This window comes from Nonomuraea sp. NPDC049504 (assembly GCF_040676845.1).
GTDB classification, from domain to species: Bacteria; Actinomycetota; Actinomycetes; order Streptosporangiales; family Streptosporangiaceae; genus Nonomuraea; species Nonomuraea salmonea.
On record NZ_JBFAPT010000008.1, the window covers coordinates 238,453 to 257,583 of the forward strand.

A 19,131-nucleotide genomic window follows, 5' to 3' on the forward strand; every position below is an offset into this window, starting at 1 on the left:
CCCATGACGCCAAAGGCCGGCTCCCGTGCGAGAGGAGCCGGTCCTTGACGTGTCCTGTCGACGTCACATCCGCCGTTCACTCGGCTTTGGCGGCCTCCAGCACCGGCACGCTCGCCGCCCGGCGCGCGGGCAGCGCCGAGGTGAGCAGCGTCGCCACCGCCGCGCCCGCCACGAGCGCCAGGAACAGCCACCACGGCGGCGCCGGGCGCAGGAACGAGCTGCCGCTGGTGACGTACAGGAGCCCCAGGGTCCCGATGCCGATCACCAGGCCGAGCAGCGTGCCCAGCACGACCACGGTGGCCGCCTCCCAGCGGACGATCCCGCGTACTTGCCGCACGGTCGCGCCGACGGCACGCAGCAGCCCGAACTCGCGGGTGCGCTCAACCACGCTCATCGAGACCGTGGTCGCCATGCCGAACAGGGCCAGCAGCAGCGCCATGCCGACGAAGCTGTACGTCGAGCGCAGCGCCCTGGTCTGCGACTGCGATGCGGCGTCCACGTAGGCGTCCCTGTCGAGCACCCGCACCCCCGGCACCCCGGACAGGGCGCTCTCCAGCGCCTGCGCGGAGCCGCCGCGGACGAGCACCGCCAGCGTGGCCGCGTTGGTGTCGAGCCGGTCCATCGTCGCCGGGGCCACGAGTGCCTGGTCGGCGAACAGGTGGGACGGGTCGTGGTAGGAGCCGGCGATCTTGAGCGTGACCCGGCCCTGGAGGCCGCGTACCACGATGTCCTGGCCGCGCCGCAGCCCCCGCTCCTTCATCACGGTCGAGGCCAGCGCGATCTCCCCGTCGCGCAGGACGGGCGGCCTGCCGCCCAGCCGCAGGACCTCGCGCAGGCCGCTCTGCTCGGCACCGCTGACCAGGAAGCGGTACGGCTCGGCGCCGCCGGGCGACACCAGCGTGACCTCGCTCTGGGTCAGCAGCGCGCTCGCCGACACGCCGGGCGCGTTCGCGACCTTGGCCGCGACGTCGCGGGCCAGCGGCGCGGGCGCGCCCTCCGCGGTCCGCGCGGTCGAGGCGATCGCGTGTTCGGCGACCATCACCTGCCGCCCCGCCTCGATGAACCGGTCCTGCACCGACATCGTCACCAGCACCAGCGAGGCGACCAGCGCGACGCCGAGCATCAGCGACGAGGCCGCCGAGGAGACCCGGCGCGGGCTGCGCGTGATCGTGGCCCGCGCGAGCCGCCCGGTCTCCCCGCTGACCATGGTCCCGACCCGCCCCACCAGACCCCCGAGCGGCCCGACGAAGAACGGGGTGAGCACGGCCAGCCCTGTCACGCCCAGCATCGACGCGAAGAGCACCATCAGCGTGATCGCGAACGTGCGGTCCGAGCCAGGCGTGTCGCTGATCCGGACCGCCACGGCGACTCCGCAGAACAGGAGGGCGCCGGCGAAGAGCCCGCCCGCGAGCAGCAGCCGGGGCCAGCGGCGTTCGACCGGCTCGGCGACGGTGCTGCGCAGCGCCTCGATGGGCGAGACCGCCCCGGCGCGGCGGGCCGCCCGCCAGGCGGCGGCCTGGGTGACGAGGATCCCGGCGGCGGCGGGCACGAGCAGCGCGGCGACGCCGAACTGCGGGTCGGACGCGGAGACGTCGAAGCCGTCTTTGGCGAACAGCCAGATGATCAGCTCGGCCAGCGGGAAGCCGGCGGCCACGCCGCCCACCGCCGCGACCGTGCCCAGCACCAGCGCCTCCAGCCGGATGAGCCGGCCGATCTGGCGGGGCGTGGCGCCGATCGCGCCGAGCAGCGCGAGCCGTCTGGTGCGCTGCCTGACGAGGGTGCCGAAGGTGTTGGCCACCACGAACAGGCCGACGAAGATCGCCACGGAGGCGAGCATGCCGACGACGCCGGCGATCGAGGCGCCCTCGCCCGCCGCCGCCGCGGTCTGCGCGGCCCGTACGGACGCGGCGGTGCGTACGGTGGCCGTGTCGCCCAGCTCGCGGGAGACCTCGTCGCGCAGCCGGTCGGCGGACACGCCGGGAGCGGCCTTCAGCCAGACGCCCTGCCAGCTGCCCGGCGGCAGCATCGCGGCCTGCCGCACGGTCTCGGGCGGCGCCAGCACGAGGTCGCCCGCCGCCACCGCGCCGCGGTCCTGGACGCTGACGATGCCGGAGATCCGCACCTGGCGGGTCTCGCGCGGCAGCGTCAGCGTCAGCGGGTCGCCGACGCCCAGCTCGCCGGCGCGCGCCAGGTGCCGGATGACCACCACCTCGCCGTCGGCGGCCGGCGCGCGGCCCGCCTCCAGCCGGTACGGGCTCAGCCGCGCATCGGCCACCCAGGGACGCAGCAGCGTACGGCCCTCGGCCGCCGCCATGATCGCCTGCCCGTCGGCGCGGGTGGCCGTCACCGCGACCGTGGCGTCACCGGCCGCCGCGGCCACCCCGGGCCGGGAGGCGAGCCGGTCGAGCTGGATCCGGCCGTCCGGCGGCGCGAACGGGTCGGCGGGATCGACCGTGCCGCCCTGCACGAGCACGTCGGCGTTGGCGTACTCACTGGCGTCGCTGCCGGCCACCGCCTCCTGCGCGCGCAGCGCGAACTGCGTCGAGCCCGCGATGAGCGCGATCGAGCCCAGTGCCGCCAGCAGCGTGGCGGTGAGCCGCACCCAGCCCTCGGCGAACGTGCGGCGCGCGATCAGCCACAACGGGTTGCCCATGACGCTCAGCCCTCGATCTTGCGCATGCGGGCGTGCACGGCGTCGATGGTGGGCCCGGCCAGCTCGTCCACGATCATCCCGTCGGCCAGGAACAGCACCCGGTCGGCGTACGCGGCGGCGGCCGGGTCGTGCGTGACCATGACCACCGTCTGCTGGTAGTCGTCCACGGCGGCGCGCAGGAAGCTCAGCACCTCGGCGCTGGAGTTCGAGTCCAGGTTCCCGGTGGGCTCGTCCGCGAACAGTACCTCCGGCCTGGTCAGCAGCGCCCGCGCGACGGCGACCCGCTGCTGCTGGCCGCCGGACATCTCGGAGGGCCGGTGGCTCAGCCGGCCGCGCAGGCCGAGCGCGTCCACGATCGTGTCGAACCAGCCGGGCTCCACGTCGCGGCCCGCCAGCCGGCCGGTGAGCCTGATGTTCTCCTCGGCGGTCAGCATCGGCAGCAGGTTGAACGACTGGAAGACGAAGCCCATGCGGTCGCGGCGCAGCTCGGTGAGCCGGGTGCGGGACAGCTGGGTGAGGTCGGTCTCGCCGACCCTGATCGTGCCGGACGTCACCACGTCCAGACCGGCCAGGCAGTGCATGAACGTCGACTTGCCCGACCCCGACGGGCCCATGATCGCGGTGAACTCGCCGCGGACGAACGCGGCCGAGACCCCGCGCAGCGCGTTGACCGCGCCGTCGCCTGATCCGTAGGTCTTGGCCACCTGCGAGGCGACCATCACCTGGCCCGCCCCGGTCATCGCGCTCCTCCCGCGTGGCGGGGGAGCGGGCGCGGCGCGTCCTGCCGGGCCGTGGCCTGGCGTGTGCGGCTGCGGGTCGGCTCGGGCATGACGATCTCTCCTGGTCGGCGAATATTTGAACTCCTGCGAGATAATCTCACTGCGAGACTATATCGGATGGGACTACAGTGGGCGCATGCTCCAAGATCTGCTCGAGCGCTTCCTGGCCGGAGAGGGCGGCCCCGCCGCCGACCATGTGGGGCTCGGGATGTTGCTGGCCGAGGTGCACAACCAGAGCCGGGAGCGGCTCAACCAGGCGCTGCGCCCGCTGGGCCTCAATGTCCGCACGTTCGCCGTGCTGCTCGCGCTCCCGATGTACGGCCCGGTCAGCCAGCGTGATCTCATCGACCGCCTGCGCATCGACAAGTCCGCGATGGTCCGGCTCATCGACGAGCTGGAGGCTCGTGGGCTGGTCGCCCGCGAGCGGGCGCCGCAGGACCGGCGGGCCTACTGCATCGTGCTGACGCCCCAGGGCGAGCAGACGCTCGCGGCGGCGCGGCAGGCCACCGACCGGATCGGCGGCCACCTCTTCGGGCCGCTGCCGGAGGCCGAGCGCGGGCTGCTCGTCGAATTGCTGCGCGGCGTGGCGGAACGCGCCGCCACTTCTTCGCCGGACGTCACTTCTTCGCCGGGCGCCGCTCCTTCGCCGGGTGCCGCTCCTTCGCCGGACGCCAGTTCTTCCCCGGGCGCCACTGCCCCCCGCTGAACGCCGCGGCCCCCCCGCTCAGCGCCGCGGCCCCCCGCTGACCTGCGCCCCGTGCGAGGAGTGGTCAGGGGTCACTTGCGGTCGCCCGTTATGGCGACATTTCGGTATTGACACCCTTCGGGCAAGATCCGTAACGTGTCGGGTAAAGGCCGAAATTTAGGGCGCTCTTGAACGCCTTGCGGAAAGGAAAAGTGTGCGACGCAGACTGGCGAAAGTCGCTTCGATCCTCCTCACGACAGGATTCCTGACGGCGGGAGGCACCTTCCTCGCAACCACCTCCGCACAAGCGGAAACCACCCGTGCATCGAATGTCGCGGCCCCGCCGGCCGTATGGGTGGACTACAAGAACTACCTCGACTACGAGGCCTGCCGGCAGCAGGGCAGGGAAATGCTCGGCGGCGGCGTCGTCATCGCCTACAAGTGCGATTGGGACAGCCCTTACTTCATTCTGCGCGTACGCATCGAATAGGTGCGGAAAAGGTCCCGGTCAGGGCGGCGAAAGGTGCTCCGCCGCCCTGACCGGGTTTCATTCTCTCAGCGGTAGACGCTCAGCAGCCAATAAGGGCTGTCCCATGAGCAGTCCCAGTCCTTGATGATTCCGGCGTTCAGGAGTTCGCCGCCCTCGCGGGCGCACGCGGCGTGGGTCGCGTAATTCTTGTACGGTGACCAGCCGGCCGCGGCCTGCGCCTGCCACGTCGTTCCAGCCGCCGCTGGAGCGGCTGAGAGGAAGGTTGTTCCGGCTGCCAGGGCTGCCGCCGCCATAAGCGTCGAGGTTGCTCGCGCCAGTCTACGTCGCACGCTTTTCCTTTCCGCGGGAAACCGATTATTCGGCTTTTCAGGACACGCTACGGATCTTCACGGAGATCTGTCAACGCTGGATTTCGGACAGCACTTCGCCTGATCACCTTCCCGTATCGGCTGGCCGATCGCTCTTGCCGCCGGTCGCGCCCGCGTCCGAAGGTCGAGAAGGATCGGGGGAAGGAGAGGCGGGAATGCGGGCGCCGCTGGTCGTGAAGCGGGCCCTGGACGAGCCGTTGCTCCTGCTCGGCGCGTTCGGGGCGATCCTCCTGGCAACGACCACGCTGGTGGCGATGACCATGTACGCCGCCGCCGTCTCCGGCGCGGGCGTGCGCGAGGCGGTGCGGGACGCCCCCCACCGCCAGACGAGCGTCACCGTCACCGCCCAGGTCGACGCCACGACCTTCCCCCAGTACGACCGCCTGGTCCGCGACCGGCTGACCGAGACCTTCGGAGCGCCGCCCGACGTCACCACCAGCCTGCGCTCCGACTCGTACGTCATGCCGGGCGAGGACGACGAGGAGCTGCCCGGCCTGCTGCGCTTCGGCAGCCACGACGGGCTCGACCGGCACGCCACCCTGGTCGCCGGCAGGTGGCCCCAGGCCGGGGAGGACACGGTGGAGGCGGCGATCTCGGAGCCGGCGGCCACGGCCACCGGGTTCGAGGCCGGTGAGGAGTTCGTCACCAGGGCGCGCGGCGACGGCCACCCGGTCGAAGTCCGCGTCGTCGGCGTCTTCCGGCTCGACGACCCGCTGGGCGAGCGCTGGGCCGGCGAGGAGCTGCTGAGCCGGGGCGTGGAGCGCGGCGAGTACACCACGTACGGGCCCCTCACCGTGACCCCCGAGACCTTCGTCGCCGGCTTCGCCACCCGCGTCAGGGCCGTCTGGGCGGCCGAGCCCGGCTTCGGCACGCTGACCGCCGAGCGGCTGCGCCCGCTGGCGGCGGCCGTCGGCGGGCTGAGCCGCGGGCTGCCGGCGGCGGGCTGCGTCACCTGCCTGACCGCCACCGAGCTGCCCGCGCTGCTCACCCAGCTCGACAGCGCGTCCCTGGTGACCCGCTCGGTGCTGCTGATCTCGATGCTGCAGCTCATCCTGCTGGCCGGCTACGCGCTGGTGCTGACCGCGCGGCTGCTGACCGACCACCGCCGCATGGAGACGGCGCTGCTGCGCTCGCGCGGCGCGGGCACGGGCCGGCTGGTGGCGCTGGCGGGCGGCGAGGCCCTGCTGATCGCGCTGCCGTGCGCGGTGGTCGCGCCGCTGCTCGGGCCGCCGCTCATCGCGCTGATCGGCCTGCTGTCCGGGACTTCGGTGCGGCCTGAGCCGGACGCGGGGGCGTACCTCGTCTCGTTCGGGGTGGCGCTGGCCGCGGCCGTGCTGCTGGCGCTGCCGGCCGTGGCGGGCGGGCGGCGCACGTACGTGCAGGAGCAGTCGGCGCGCGGCCGTGGCCTGCGGCGCGCGCTGATCCACGGCGCGGGCGGCGACCTGGCGCTGCTGGCGGCGGCCGGGCTGGCGATCTGGCAGCTGCAGCGCTACGGCGGCCCGGTCACCGCGACGGCGGCGGGCGGGCTCGGCATCGACCCGCTGATCATCACGGGCCCCGCCCTGGCCCTGCTCGCGGGCGGGCTGCTGGGGCTGCGGCTCGTGCCGCGCGTGTCGCGGCTGGCCGAGCGGGTCACCGCGCGCCGCGCCGGCCTCGCGCCCGCGCTGGGCGCCTGGCAGGTGAGCAGGCGGCCGCTCAGGTACGCGGGCCCCGCGCTGCTGCTGACCCTGGCCATCGCGATCGGCGCCATCTCCCTGGCCACCACCGCCACCTGGCAGACCTCGCACCGCGACCAGGCCGACCACCAGGCGGGCGCCGACCTGCGGCTGCGCGGGCCCTCCGAGGGCCCTGAGCTGGGGGTGCTCGGGCGGGGGACGGCGTTCGCGGCGCTGCCCGGTGTCACCGCCGCCTCGCCGGCCTTCCGCGCGCAGACCGAGGTGGGCGGCGAGAGCGCGCTGCTGCTCGCGCTGGACGCGGGCCGGCTGCCCGAGCTGCTCCACCTGCGTCCCGACCTGTCGGCGAGGACCGTCCCGCAGCTCGCCGCCGCGCTCACGGGTGATCGGGGCGGCCGGCTGGAGCTGCCCGGCAGGCCGCGCGCCCTCACCGTGCGGGCCGACGCGCGCGCCGCCGGTCCCGGCAGGCTGGTGCTGTCCGACGCGCTCGGCGTCTGGCACGACCTGCCGCTCGGCGAGCTGCGAGAAGGCGCCAACACGGTCGAACTCGACCTGGCGTCGCTCGCGGGCCGCTCCGGCACGATCACCTATCCGCTGTCCGTGCGCGGCCTCGCGGGGGCGGGGGACCCGCGGCTGACCGGGCTGAGCGCGGACGGCGGTGACGTCCCGGTGAGCGGGGCGCTCGGCACCGCGCGCAGGCCGCTGCCCGTGGTGCTCACGTCCGGCCTCGCCGCCGCGCTCAAGCTGGCCACGGGGCGGTCCGGGGAGGTGCGCTTCTCCGGACTGGTCGTGCGGATCGAGGTCGTGGGCATCGTGACGAGCCTGCCCACCAGCGACGCCGGGCAGGAGGCCGTGCTGGCCGACTGGGAGTCGCTGCACGCGTACGAGCTGGCCGCCGCGCAGCCGTCCAGGCCCGCCACCGAATGGTGGCTCGCCACCCCCGACTCGGCGCCCGCCAGGCAGGTGCTGCGCCGCAACCCGCAATGGGACGTCACCGCGGTGGACCGGCACGAGCTGGCGGCGAAGCTGCGCGACGACCCGCTGGCCGGCGCGCTGCGCGGCGGGCTGACGCTGGGGTTCGCGGCGGCGCTCGGCTTCGCGGTGCTCGGCTTCCTGGTGAACGCGGTGGCCGCCGCGCGGGAGCGGCGGGCCGAGTTCGCCGTGCTGCGGGCGCTCGGCACCGGGCTCCGGCAGATGGCCGGGCTGCTCGCCACCGAGCAGGCGTTCGTCATCGGGTTGTCGCTCGCGTCCGGCACCGGGCTCGCCGTCGCCGTCGGCGGCCTGGTGGTGCCGCGGATCGTGCTGAGCGGGCAGGCGGCGGCGGTGGTGCCCGACGTGCTGTTCCGGTTTCCTTGGGCGTCCGTGGCGGTGCTGCTGGCGGTGGTGACGGCGGTGCTCGCGGTGATCGTCGCGGGGCTGGCCAGGCGCATGTGGCGGGGACAGAGCTTGGAGGAACGGTGAGGATCCCCCTGGGCGTCCGCACGCACGCGGGCACCGTCGCGCTGCTCGCCGTGCTGACGGCGGTCGCCTGCCTGCTGGTCTCCGGGCTGCCGCGGACCATGCAGGCGTCGTACGACGAGGCGCTGCGCAGGTCGCTGGCCGGGGCCGACGTGACGGCCGCCGATCTGACCGTCACCGGCGCCCCGGCGCAGCAACCCGGCGAGCTGCACTCGCGCGCCGAGTTCGCGTACGCGGCGCGGCGCTGGCGCGCACTCGTGCCGGCCGCGCTGCGCCCCCTGACCGGGCCGGGCGGCCACATCAGCGCCAAGACCTTCCGCACGCCCGCCGATGGGAAGGGCCCGATCCGCGAGTTCGTCAACCTCGGCTGGCTCTCCGACGCCGTCCGGCGCGTGAACTGGGTGCGCGGCCGTGCCCCGGGCGCGCCCACCACCATGCGGTACGCGGGAAGCACGATCCCCGTCATCGAGGTGGGCGTCGTCGAGGAGGCCGAGTCCCGGATGGGGCTGCGCGTCGGCGAGACCAGGCTGCTCGGCGAGAGCGTGCACACGGCCGTGCGCATCGTCGGCGTCTTCCGCGCCAAGGACCCGGCCGACCGCGCCTGGGGCCACGACGCCGACGTCCTGCACGTCACCCACGCCGTGCCCGCCGACGGGCCGGAAGAGCTGCACACCACCACGCTCATGGCGGACGCCGGGCTGGCCGCGCTGGCCGACCCCACCCGCAACCTCACCTACCGCTGGGTGTTCCCGCTCGACCCGCGCGCCGCGAACGCCCTGTCCGCGCCCGGCGTCCCCGCCGCGGTCGCCGAGTTCCGCCGGCAGGTGGACGTCCAGGGCACCGGCCTCATCAGCTACCGCCTGGCCACCGGGCTGCCCCAGCTCGTCACCGCCTTCCTGACCGCGCTCGCCGCCGCCCAGACCGTCCTGTACCTCGTGCTCGGCGGGCTGTTCGCGGTCGCGCTCGGCGTCATCGCGCTCGCCGCGCGGCTGCTGACCGACCGCATGGAACGCACGCTCGCCCTGGCACGGGCGCGCGGCGCCGCGCTGGGGCAGGTGGTGGCCGCGGGGACCGCGCTGACCGCGCTCACGACGGGGCCCGCCGCGCTCGCCGGGTACGCACTGGCGTACCTGCTGCCGGGTCCCGCGCCGCCGATCGTGCACATCGGGCCCTTGGCCGTGGTCGTCGTCACCGTGGCCTTCGCCGGGACGCGCGTGGCGCTCGCCCACCGCACCCCGCTGCGCGAGCGGCGCGGCGACCTGGCCGCGGTCCGGCCGTCCGCGCGGCGCGTCACGATGGAGGCGCTGGTCGTCGTGCTCGCGCTGGCGGGGGCGTACCTGCTGCGGGCCAGAGGGGTGCCGGGGACCGCGCAGCAGGATCCGTACCTACTGGTGATCCCCGTCGCGCTGACGCTCGCCGCCGCGCTGATCACCCTGCGCTGCCACCCCTACCCGCTGCGGCTGCTCGTCCGGCTGGCCGCGCGCGGGCGGGCCGCCGTGCCGTTCCTGGGGCTGGCCAGGGCGGCCAGGCAGCGCGCCACGGGGGCGCTGCCGGTGCTGATCCTGCTGCCCGCGCTGAGCCTGTCGGTGTTCGCCGCGGTGATCCACGACGGGATCACCACCACCCAGCAGATCGCGTCCTGGCAGAAGGTGGGCGCGCCCATCAAGCTCACCGCGGCCGGCCTCACGCCCGAGACGATCCAGCGAGTACGCACCGCGCCCGGCGTCGAGCGGGTGGCCCCCGCCATGACCGGCCGCGCGCAGATCACGGGCACCGGCGAACAGCCGTACGTCGTCGCCGTGGACCTCGCCCAGTGGCGGCGGGTGAACGAGGGCGCCCCGATCAGCCTGCCCGCCCTGTCAGCCGGCACGTCAGCCGGCACGTCAGCCGGCACGTCAGCCGGCACGTCAGCCGGCACGTCAGCCGGCACGTCCGCGCTGGTCTCGCCCGCGCTCGGCCCGCGCGGCGCCTTCGACCTCACCTGGCTTTCACCCGTACGCCTGAACGCCGAGGGCGTCATCGACGCCGTGCCCGGGTTCTACTCCAGCGGACAGTTCCTCCTCGTGCCGTGGGAGGTGCTGCCCTGGCACGCGGCCGACACCCTGCTCATCAAGGGCGACATCAGCCCCGCCGAACTGGCCCGGCTCGTCCCGTCGGCCACCATCGAGACGCAGGAGGCGGCGCTGCGGGCCATCCAGGCCGATCCGCTGACCGGGACCGTCCGGACGACGATGGCCGTGGTGACGGTGGCGCTGGGGGCGTACGCGCTGGCCGCGATCGTGCTGTCGCTCGTCGCCGGGGCCGAGGGGCGGGCGCGGACGGTGTCGCTGCTGCGCACGCTCGGGCTGTCCGACCGGCAGGCCAGACGGCTGACCCTGCTGGAGCTGCTGCCCGTCGTCGTCATCACCGCGCCCGTGGGCGTGGCCCTGGGCATGGGGCTGCCCGCCGCGCTCGGCCCCGGTGTTGACGTGTCGGTGTTCGCCGGCGGTCTGCCCGTCGCCGACCACACCCCTGGCCTGCTCACACCCGTGGCGCTGGCGGCGGGGCTGGCGCTGTGCGCGGTGGCGGGGGCGTACGCCCACACCGCCATGACCCGCCGCCGCGAACTCGACGCCGCACTCCGCGTCGGCACCGACTGACCGGACTCGAGGGGGACGCGGCCACGGGCGCGGACCGACGTGGCTCGCCGGCGTGCGGTCGCGGTCTGACCGGGCATCAAGGGGTGCGGCGGTCGCGGTCGCGAACCTCCTGCGGAACGTCATGCGCTCCGCCGGCTCGAGCCCGCTGGGCGTGAGCTGCGCCGGTTGGGGCCTGCTGGGCGTGAGCTGCGCCGGCCTGAGCTGGGGCCTCCTGGGCGCGGTCGTAGGCCTGCTGGGACGCCGACACGTCGCCGAGGTGCGTGACCGCCCATTCCTGGAGCGCGCGCAGCGGCTCGCCCAGGGTGCGGCCCGCCTCGGTGAGCGCGTACTCGACGCGGACCGGCACCTCCGCGTACACGGTCCGCCGCACGAGCCCGTCCCGTTCGAGCCCGCGCAGCGTCTGGGTGAGCATCTTCTGCGAGATGCCCTCGATGCGCCGGCGGAGCTCCGAGAAGCGGGCGCTGCCGTCCTGGAGTGCGCCCACGATGAGCACCGTCCAGCGGTCTCCGATGCGGTCGAGGATGTGGCGCGTCGGGCAGTCGGCGCGGTACGGGCTGCCGTGCAGCACCGTCTCGGATGAGGTGGTTACCACAAAGTGCCTTCTTCCCGTTGGAGAGCTGCACTCGTACGGTAATCGCAGCGCCTCCTCCGGCGCCATCCCCCTGGAGAAAGGCATCTCATGTCCCGTATCACCGTCGTCGGCGGCACCGGCTACGCCGGGTCGGCCATCGTCGCCGAGGCCGCCGCGCGCGGCCACCAGGTCACCGCGCTCAGCCGCTCACTCCCCGCCGCACCGGTTCCTGACGTCCACTACGTTCAGGGCGACGCGACGGACGAGGCGACGCTGGCGGCGGCCGTCAAGGGCGCCGACGTCGTCGTGGCCGCCCTCGCCCCGCGCGGGCCGCTGGCCGGCGCCTTCCGCGACGTCAACCGCACCCTCGCCCGCCTGGCCGACACCGCCGGCGCCGCCCTGTACGTCGTCGGCGGGTTCTCGTCGCTGCGCCCCGCGCCGGGGGCGGACCGTTTCGTCACCGATCTCAGCCACATCCCCGCGGAGCTCCACGACGAGATCCGCGCCGGAGCCGCCCTCATCATCGAGGACCTGCCGGCCACGCCCCCGACCCTGGACTGGGTCTTCGTCAGCCCGGCACTCAGATTCGGCGCCCACATGCCCGCCGAACGACTCGGCCGCTACCGGCTCGGCGACGACGTCGCCGTCCAGCCGGAGGACGGCGGCGCGATCTCCGCCGCCGACTACGCCCTCGGCTTCGTCGACCTCATCGAACAGTCCGACCACCACAGAACCCAGGTCAACCTGGCCGCGTAACGCGGGTCTAATTGGCCGTTGTGTCTAACTGGCCGCACTGCGTGCGGCCGGCTCGGTCGCCCTTGATGCCGTCGCCTGCCCCCGCTCTGGTCGCTGCGCTCCCGCCGCTCCTCCAGGCGCCGGCGGCTCCCTCGCGGGTCTGATTGGTCGCCTCATCCAGGCAACGGCGGGTTCCCTGCCAGTGGGTGGTCAGTGGGGGGTCAGGGGGCGGTCAGTGGGGGGCGGGAGGGTCGGGGGCATGAACATCACTCAAGTCGCGGGCGGCAGGCAGGACTTCCAGCTCGTGCGTCACATGACCGTACGGGGCGGGCAGATCGGGATCGGCAGGCGGCTCACCGACGAGGCGTTGCGGCTCGGCTGGCGGCCCCGTCCGGTGGACCCCACGGTGAACCGGGCCAGGCGGACCTGGTTCGAGCGGCACTGGCCGCAGCACCACGCCAGGATGGACGGCGCGGCCGAGGCGCTCGGCCTGGACCCCGACCAGGACGAGCTGGCCCTGGACGGGCTCGGCTACGTCCCGACCGGCTCCGCCTGCTCGGCCCTGTGGGTGCCGCCGTCGGCGTCGGCGGACGGTCACGGCAGGATGGCCCGTAACTACGACTTCTTCACCCTGACCGCGAGTGAGTTCAACGGCGGCGCACCGGGGCCGGACGAGCTGCCGATGGCCGCCCGCCCGTACGTGATCACCACGATCCCGGACGACGGCCTCGCCTCCACCGTGATCACCATGTCGGACCTCGACGGCTGCATGGACGGCATCAACGAGGCGGGGCTGGCGGTGACGCTGCTGATCGCCGACATCGAGAACACCGAGCCGCCGCAGGACACCACCCCGCAGGTCGGCCTGAGCAGCCTGCAGCTGCCCCGGTTCCTGATCGACACCTGCGCGACCGTGGAGCAGGCCAAGCAGGCGCTGCTCTGCGCCAAGCAGTACGACCACGGCGCGCCGCTGCACTACCTGGTCTCCGACGCGCACGGCGGCGCCTTCGTGTGGGAGCGCGGCGCGAACGGCACCGAGCACATCGTGGAGGTCGGCGACGGGCCGCTGTGCGTCACCAACCACCAGTTGCACCGCCACCCCGACCCGATGGCGCTGCCCGCCGACACCGAGGAGACGCTCGGCACGTACGGCCGGCTGCGCGCGCTGTACGAGCACAGCAAGGGCGTCACGATGTCGGAGCGCGACATGTGCGACGGCCTGGAGGCGGTGCGCGCGCCCGAGTTCGGGCCGTTCCGCACGCTGTGGCGTACGGTCTTCGACACCACCGAGCGGACCCTGTCGAGCTCCTTCTATCTGGGGGACGGGCGGTACACCGACGAGCTGGTCTTCAGCGCCCGCCGAGGGTGACCTGTGGCGTATGGGACCGTCCTTTACCTACGTTTGACACTGGTAGCAAAGGTGCATAAGTTGCACCGCACCACGTGTGTGGCGATCTTCGTGCCCGGTGCGGCGCGGCGAGCAGCCACCGCGCGACAGCTGGACGACGTTAGGAACGGCTCTTATGCGCAGACTCAACCGGGCCGGCGTGCTCGCGCTCACCAGTGCGGCCGCCCTCGCCGGATCCCTTCTCACGAGCGCCCCCGCGCAGGCGGCGTCGTCGCCCATCGCCGCGTGCGGCAGCAGCTATCACGTGATCGACAAGCACAGCCTGGGCGGCGCCACCGTCTACCTGCTCTACAACGGCAAGACCAACTGCGTCGTCACGTGGCGCAACAAGCCCAGCAGCAAGCGGGTCTACCTCAAGGCACTGATCCACCGCGAGCGCCAGCCGTGGAAGGTGGACGGCGGCAAATTCACCACCTACGCCGGGCCCGTCAAGATCGACGCCAGGGGCTACTGCGTCCAGTGGGGCGGCGACTACGGCAAGAAGCAGTGGACCTCGAAGTTCGGCCACTGCGGCAAGTGATCCACACCGCCTGAAGGTGACCCGGCCTGAAGTGACCCGGCCTGAAGTGACTCGGCCTGAAGTGACTCGGCCTGAAGTGACTCGGCCTGAAGTGACTCGGGTCGCCTAAGGGGCGGCGAGTGGCGGGGCGCCGGCCCACTCGGGCAGGGGCTCGCAGCGGGCCCGCCACTCCTCCGGCAGGCGCGTGGCCGCGTCGGCGGCCACGATGCCGCCGACGATGGCGCACGTGGTGTCCACGTCGCCGCCCGCCACCGCCGTCGTCCACAGGGCGCTCTCGTAGTCGTGGCGGTGCCGGGCCGCCACCCACAGCGTGAACGGCACCGTGTCGTGCGCCGCGACCTGCCGCCCGTTGCCGAGCATGCGGGCGGCCAGCTCGGGATCGCCGATGGTGAGCAGCCGCCTGGCCTCGGCGATGCCGTCGCGCACCATGCCGGGCGGCACGTGCTCCGCGACCCGGTCGAGGAAGAGCCCCGCGGGCAGAGCGGGCTCCGCCGCGGTCACGGCCGCCGCCACCGCCACGGCGACGGCGCCCGCCACCGCCTCGGGATGGGTGTGCGTGACCAGCGCCGACAGGGCCGCCTGGCGGGCCGCCTCCGCCACGTCACCGGCGAACCAGGCGCCGAGCGGCGCCACCCGCATCGCGGCGCCGTTGCCCCATGAGCCCTGCCCGTCGAACAGCTCGGCCGCCAGCGCCCGCCAGTCGCCGCCTTCGCGCACCAGCCTGAGCATCCGGTTCGTCGCCGGGCCGTAGCCCCGGTCGAAGTCGTGGCGCGTGGCGAAACCCGACGCCAGCTCGTCCTGGTCGACGCCGCCGCGATCGGCCAGCACCCGGTAGACCGAGCACGCCATCTCGGTGTCGTCCGTCCACTGCCAGGGACCTGGCGGCAGGCGGCGTGCGGAGAGCGCGGGACGGTTGGCGGGGACGAAGAACTGGGAGCCGAAGGCGTCGCCGAGCGCCAGTCCGTGCAGGGAGGCGGCGGCTCGCGCGAGGAGCTGACCTGACATCGCCTCCCATTATGGGACAGCTACGATCACGCCGCCTCGGCGCTGAGCGTCGGGGCCACCGGGCGCCGGGCCGCCAGCCGGGCGGGCAGGGCGACCAGCGCCGCCGTCACCACCACGGCCGCCGCCGCCACGGCGAACAACCCCCACGCGGGCGGCGTCACGGCGTTCCTGGCGCTGAACAGCAGGTTCATGAACGCGCCCAGCGGCACGCCGGCGAGCGCGCCCGACACCGCGGGCAGGAGCTGGGCGACGGACAGCCCGGCGGCCACCTGCCCGGGGGTGGCGCCGACGGCCTGGGCGATGGCCAGGTTCAGGCGGGCGTCCATGGCGGTGGTCCAGGTGAGGATCAGCGTGTTCACCACCGCCAGGACGACGATCAGCACGGTGACGGCGAGCAGCACCTGACGGTCGTGCTCGCCGCGCAGGTTCGGCAGGGCGGAGGAGCCGTTCAGGCCGTAGCCGCGGTCGTGCTGCGCCTGCAGGGCCAGCAGGGCGATCAGCGTGATCACGGTGACGGCGGTGGCGCACGCCTGCAGCACGGCGCGGTCCGGCCTGCGGGCGGTCAGCCGCAGCCCGAGCAGGAGCGGCGTGGGCAGCAGCGTGGACAGCGCGGTCAGCCAGGGCCGGTGCCGCGGGCGGCGCACGCCGGCGCCCAGTGCCGTGACGGTGGCCGTACGCAGGGCGTGCAGCGTGGGACGCAGCGTCGACAGCACCGCCACCACGACGGCCAGCACCGCGGTCGCGACCACGGCCGAGCCGGTCAGCGTGACGTCGCCGATCCTGCTCGCGGTGGGGCTGGCGATGGCCGGCATGGCCAGCCGGGCGGCCACGAGCCCGAGCACGTTCCCCGCCACCGCCAGCACCAGGTACTCGGTGAGCAGGACGGTGGCGATCACGCCGGGCGTGGCGCCAACGGCCTTGAGCAGCCCCGCCCTGCGCGTCTGCTCGGCCGTCCGCCCGGCGGCCAGCGCGGCCACGCCGGTGACGGCCAGCAGGTCGAGCAGCCACCCGCCGAGCACCAGGATCGGCTGGCTGTTCCTGAGGATCACCATGTCCTGCTGCGCCTTGAACCGCCAGGAGTGGAAGTTCACCCTCACGGCGTCGAGCTCGTGGTGGGCGTCGCGGAAGGTGTCGGCGGTGGCGGGGTCGCGCAGCTTGAGATCCACGGCGGTGGTCACCTTGAGGTCGCGAGCCTCCGCCAGAGCCCGCGCGTCGGACGTGGTCAGCCAGGCCAGCCCGCTGTAGTCACTGGGACCGCCGCCGGGCCCGATCTGCGCCGCCCACGGGTAGATGGAGGTGGCCGCCGTGACGGCGACCCCGACCACGGGGTACGTCCGCCCGGCGATCGTCACCCGATCACCGGGCCCGGCTTCCAGCGCGGTCGCGAACCCCCGTTCCAGAACCAGGCCGCCGGGACGCACCCACTCGCCCGAGGTCACCACCGGCCGCTCGACGGCGGCGGGCCGCTCGTCGATGGCATGCACCACGACGGGGGACCTGATCCCGTCGCGCGCGCTGAGCTCGCCGTAGACGATCCGGTACGGCCCCCGATGCGCGACGACCCGCGGATCCTCCGTCAACGAGGCCAGAGCCGGCGCCACGGCAGGGCCGGACTCCCCGGAAAGCACCACCACGTCGGGCCCAGCGGTGGCGGCACGCGTCTGCGCGTAGAGGGAGTCGCTGACACCGGGCAGAGACACCCCCACGGCCAGCGTCGCCGTGGCCACCGCCACCGCCAGCAGGAGCAGCACCCCCTGAACGCGATGCCGCCGCAGATCCGCCCGCACCAGCCGCGCGACGAGCACGAGAGAGCTCACGGCGGTCAGCCCTCCAGCCCGATGAGGCCGCCCAGCCCGCCCAGCCACCGGCCGCCGGTGCCGGTCATGACGGTGTCGCCGACGAACATGCCGTCGCGCATGGTGATCAGCCGGTCGGCCGTGGCCGCCACGCGCTCGTCGTGGGTGACGATCACCAGCGTCTGGCCCGAGCCGCGCAGGTCCTCGAAGATGCGCAGGATGTCGTTGGTGGCGGCGCTGTCGAGGTTGCCCGTCGGCTCGTCGGCGAGGACGACGCGCGGGTCGTTGACCAGGGCGCGGGCGACGGCGACGCGCTGGCGCTGGCCGCCCGACAGCTCCGACGGCAGGTGACGGGCGCGTTCTGCGAGGCCGACCCGTTCGAGAAGGCCGGCCGCGCGGCGTCTGGCCTGCCGGGGCGAGCGGCCGGCGAGCAGCGCGGGCAGTTCGACGTTCTCGGCCGCCGACAGCTCCTCCACCAGGTGGAACGCCTGGAACACGAAGCCCACGGAGCGCCGCCGCAGCCGGGCCAGGGCCCGCTCGCTCAGCGTGTCGATGCGCCGCCCGTCCACCCACACCTCGCCCTCGGTCGGCCGTTCGAGACCGCCCAGCAGGTGCAGGAGTGTGGACTTCCCGCAGCCGCTCGGCCCCATCACGGCCAGCGACTGCCCCTCGGGCACCTCCAGGTCGACCTCGTCCACCGCGCGTACCCGGCTCTGCCCTTGGCCGTGCGTCTTCACCAGGCCGCGGGTCTGCACCGCGATCATGCGTCCTCCGTCCCGGCGCCGGGTGTCCAGGCGCGTTCGCAGACGTCGAGCCAGCGCAGGTCGGCCTGCAGCCGCAGCACGACCCCTTCGAGCAGCAGGCCGGCCCCCGACCCGGGCGGCTCGGCGAGCGCCGCCTGCTGCGCCTCGCGCAGGCGGCGCAGCAGCTCGCGGCGCTGCGCGGCGACCAGCTCCACTGGGTCGGCCAGCCGGGCCGCCGCGGCGGCGGTCAGCTTGAGATGGAACTCCGCGAGGTCGGGCTTCGGCCAGCCCACCTCGCTCAGCCAGGCGGTCACCCGCTGCTGCCCGGCCGGCGTCAGCGCGTAGACCTTGCGCTCGGGCCGGTCGGGCAGGCCGTCGGCACGCTCGCAGACGACGAGCCCCGCCTTCTCCAGGCGGGACAGCGTCACGTAGATCTGGCCCCGGTTCATCGCCTCGCCGAGCGGGCCCAGGCTGCGGCGCAGCCGGGCGTGCAACTGGTAGCCGTGCGACGGCTCCTTGGCGAGCATCGCGAGCACCGCGTCCTGCATGGTCGCTCCCCTAACGGTTGGCTAATAGATAGCGGTTACCCAAGGGGAGTGTCAAAGCGGCGCACGCACCGCCGCCGTCGTACGCGCGGTGAGATCACATCGGCTGGCCGGTGAGGCGGGTGGCGTCCTGGCTGGGGGGCAGGCCGTACTGGCGGCGGTATTCGCGGCTGAACTGGGAGGCGCTGTCGTAGCCGACGCTGTGGGCGACGGCGGTGACGTCGCGGGGATGGGCGGCGAGCAGCAGGCGGGCCTGCTGGAGGCGGAGCTGCTTCTGGAACTGGATGGGGCTGAGCGCGGTCACGGTCTGGAAGTGCCGGTAGAACGCCGACGGGCTCATGCCGGCCGTACGGGCCAGGTCCTCGACGCGGAACGGCTCCGCGTAGTGCTCCTTGATCCACCGCACCGCCCTGGCGACGTGGCTGAGACTGCTGTCGGCCAGGCCGAGCTGGCGTACGGTGCCGCCCTGGTCGCCGGTGAGCACCCGCCACAGGATCTCGCGCTTGACCATGGGCGCCAGCACGGCCTGGTCGCCCGGCCGGTCGAGCAGGCGGACCAGGCGGGTCAGGGCGTCGAGGAGGTCGTCCGTCATGGACGCGACGGCGATGCCGGGCAGCGCGGGCTCCCGCCCCTGCGGCGGGTCGGCGTGGAGCAGCAGGTCGGCGATGGCGGACGGGTCGAGGACGAGCGCCAGCCCCACGGCGGGGTGGCCGGGGCCGATGTCCACGAAGTGGCCGGTGCACGGCAGGTCGATGGAGGCCACCAGGTAGCTGCCCGGCCGGTATTCGAGCACCCGGTCGCCCACCACGAGCCGCTTCGCCCCCTGGGCGAGCACCGCGAGCACCGTGCCCGACATGGAGGGCGAGGGCGGGCCGGGCTGCTCGATCCTGGCGATGTGCAGGCCGTCGACGGCGGTGGTCTCGTCGGGGCGGACGTGCCGGTCGAGCAGGGAGAGCAGCTCGTCGAGTCCCATCACTCCACCCTACGCCGAGCCGCCTCGCGCGCCCGTCCCGCCTGTATGTCCCTATCTCCCGAAGGGTCCCGCCTTTTTTACAGAAGGGTT

At 74.0% G+C, this 19,131-nt stretch carries 16 protein-coding genes; 7 read left to right on the plus strand and 9 right to left on the minus strand.

All coding sequences use genetic code 11. The annotated features are described in order from the left end of the window. Nucleotides 1-76: 76 nt before the first annotated feature. Both AB0K28_RS17985 and AB0K28_RS17990 read right to left on the minus strand, forming a co-directional pair. Nucleotides 77-2,653, minus strand: coding sequence for an FtsX-like permease family protein (locus AB0K28_RS17985; protein ID WP_345388395.1), 2,577 nt, complete (start codon nucleotides 2,651-2,653; stop codon nucleotides 77-79). Between the two features lie 5 nt (nucleotides 2,654-2,658). Further along, complete coding sequence (locus AB0K28_RS17990; protein WP_345388393.1) at nucleotides 2,659-3,393, minus strand: ABC transporter ATP-binding protein; 735 nt, start codon at nucleotides 3,391-3,393, stop codon at nucleotides 2,659-2,661. A 175-nt stretch (nucleotides 3,394-3,568) separates the two neighbouring features. Here AB0K28_RS17990 and AB0K28_RS17995 point away from each other — a divergent pair, with 175 nt between their 5' ends. Together AB0K28_RS17995 and AB0K28_RS18000 are read left to right on the plus strand one after the other, a co-directional pair. Further along, complete coding sequence (locus AB0K28_RS17995; RefSeq protein ID WP_364370975.1) at nucleotides 3,569-4,138, plus strand: MarR family transcriptional regulator; 570 nt, start codon at nucleotides 3,569-3,571, stop codon at nucleotides 4,136-4,138. A gap of 193 nt (nucleotides 4,139-4,331) precedes the next feature. Continuing rightward, on the plus strand, nucleotides 4,332-4,607 hold the full coding sequence (locus AB0K28_RS18000) for a hypothetical protein (RefSeq protein ID WP_364370978.1): 276 nt from the start codon (nucleotides 4,332-4,334) through the stop codon (nucleotides 4,605-4,607). Between the two features lie 65 nt (nucleotides 4,608-4,672). Here the strand turns inward: AB0K28_RS18000 and AB0K28_RS18005 are convergent, their stop codons facing one another. Further along, nucleotides 4,673-4,936: a hypothetical protein gene (locus AB0K28_RS18005; protein WP_364370981.1), complete on the minus strand. Its 264-nt coding sequence runs from the start codon at nucleotides 4,934-4,936 to the stop codon at nucleotides 4,673-4,675. A gap of 194 nt (nucleotides 4,937-5,130) precedes the next feature. On the opposite strand from AB0K28_RS18005, the gene AB0K28_RS18010 reads away from it, so the two are divergent. Both AB0K28_RS18010 and AB0K28_RS18015 read left to right on the plus strand, forming a co-directional pair. Next, nucleotides 5,131-8,109 carry an ABC transporter permease gene (locus tag AB0K28_RS18010; protein ID WP_364370984.1) on the plus strand — a complete coding sequence of 993 codons (2,979 nt, stop codon included), beginning with the start codon at nucleotides 5,131-5,133 and terminating at the stop codon, nucleotides 8,107-8,109. Then, nucleotides 8,106-10,745 carry an FtsX-like permease family protein gene (locus AB0K28_RS18015; RefSeq protein ID WP_364370987.1) on the plus strand — a complete coding sequence of 880 codons (2,640 nt, stop codon included), beginning with the start codon at nucleotides 8,106-8,108 and terminating at the stop codon, nucleotides 10,743-10,745. Before AB0K28_RS18010 ends, AB0K28_RS18015 begins: the two co-directional genes overlap by 4 nt. A 76-nt stretch (nucleotides 10,746-10,821) precedes the next feature. Here AB0K28_RS18015 and AB0K28_RS18020 read toward each other — a convergent pair whose 3' ends face one another. Continuing rightward, on the minus strand, nucleotides 10,822-11,337 hold the full coding sequence (locus AB0K28_RS18020; RefSeq protein WP_345388372.1) for a helix-turn-helix domain-containing protein: 516 nt from the start codon (nucleotides 11,335-11,337) through the stop codon (nucleotides 10,822-10,824). 87 nt (nucleotides 11,338-11,424) lie between these two features. Here AB0K28_RS18020 and AB0K28_RS18025 point away from each other — a divergent pair, with 87 nt between their 5' ends. The 3 genes from AB0K28_RS18025 (at nucleotide 11,425) to AB0K28_RS18035 (ending at nucleotide 13,979) form a co-directional block, all read left to right on the plus strand. Continuing rightward, a complete protein-coding gene (locus tag AB0K28_RS18025; RefSeq protein WP_345388370.1) occupies nucleotides 11,425-12,072 on the plus strand; it encodes an NAD(P)H-binding protein in 648 nt (215 codons plus the stop codon). A gap of 238 nt (nucleotides 12,073-12,310) precedes the next feature. Continuing rightward, nucleotides 12,311-13,420, plus strand: a complete 1,110-nt coding sequence (locus AB0K28_RS18030; RefSeq protein ID WP_364370991.1) for a C45 family peptidase — start codon at nucleotides 12,311-12,313, stop codon at nucleotides 13,418-13,420. A 154-nt stretch (nucleotides 13,421-13,574) separates the two neighbouring features. Continuing rightward, nucleotides 13,575-13,979, plus strand: coding sequence for a spore-associated protein A (locus tag AB0K28_RS18035; RefSeq protein ID WP_364370994.1), 405 nt, complete (start codon nucleotides 13,575-13,577; stop codon nucleotides 13,977-13,979). 105 nt (nucleotides 13,980-14,084) lie between these two features. On the opposite strand, the gene AB0K28_RS18040 is transcribed toward AB0K28_RS18035, so the two are convergent. The 5 genes from AB0K28_RS18040 to AB0K28_RS18060 all read right to left on the minus strand — a co-directional run bounded on the left by AB0K28_RS18040 (nucleotide 14,085) and on the right by AB0K28_RS18060 (nucleotide 19,041). Next, nucleotides 14,085-14,984: an ADP-ribosylglycohydrolase family protein gene (locus AB0K28_RS18040; RefSeq protein ID WP_364370997.1), complete on the minus strand. Its 900-nt coding sequence runs from the start codon at nucleotides 14,982-14,984 to the stop codon at nucleotides 14,085-14,087. Between the two features lie 26 nt (nucleotides 14,985-15,010). Beyond that, nucleotides 15,011-16,801 (minus strand): FtsX-like permease family protein, encoded by a 1,791-nt coding sequence (locus tag AB0K28_RS18045; protein WP_364371000.1) that lies wholly within the window; start codon nucleotides 16,799-16,801, stop codon nucleotides 15,011-15,013. A gap of 5 nt (nucleotides 16,802-16,806) precedes the next feature. Next, nucleotides 16,807-17,544, minus strand: a complete 738-nt coding sequence (locus AB0K28_RS18050; RefSeq protein WP_345388360.1) for an ABC transporter ATP-binding protein — start codon at nucleotides 17,542-17,544, stop codon at nucleotides 16,807-16,809. Then, nucleotides 17,541-18,071, minus strand: a complete 531-nt coding sequence (locus tag AB0K28_RS18055) for a PadR family transcriptional regulator (RefSeq protein WP_345388358.1) — start codon at nucleotides 18,069-18,071, stop codon at nucleotides 17,541-17,543. The genes AB0K28_RS18050 and AB0K28_RS18055 overlap by 4 nt, the downstream gene beginning before the upstream one ends. A gap of 94 nt (nucleotides 18,072-18,165) precedes the next feature. Continuing rightward, entirely contained in the window at nucleotides 18,166-19,041 is an 876-nt protein-coding gene (locus AB0K28_RS18060) for an AraC family transcriptional regulator (RefSeq protein ID WP_364371004.1), read from the minus strand. Nucleotides 19,042-19,131 lie beyond the last annotated feature (90 nt).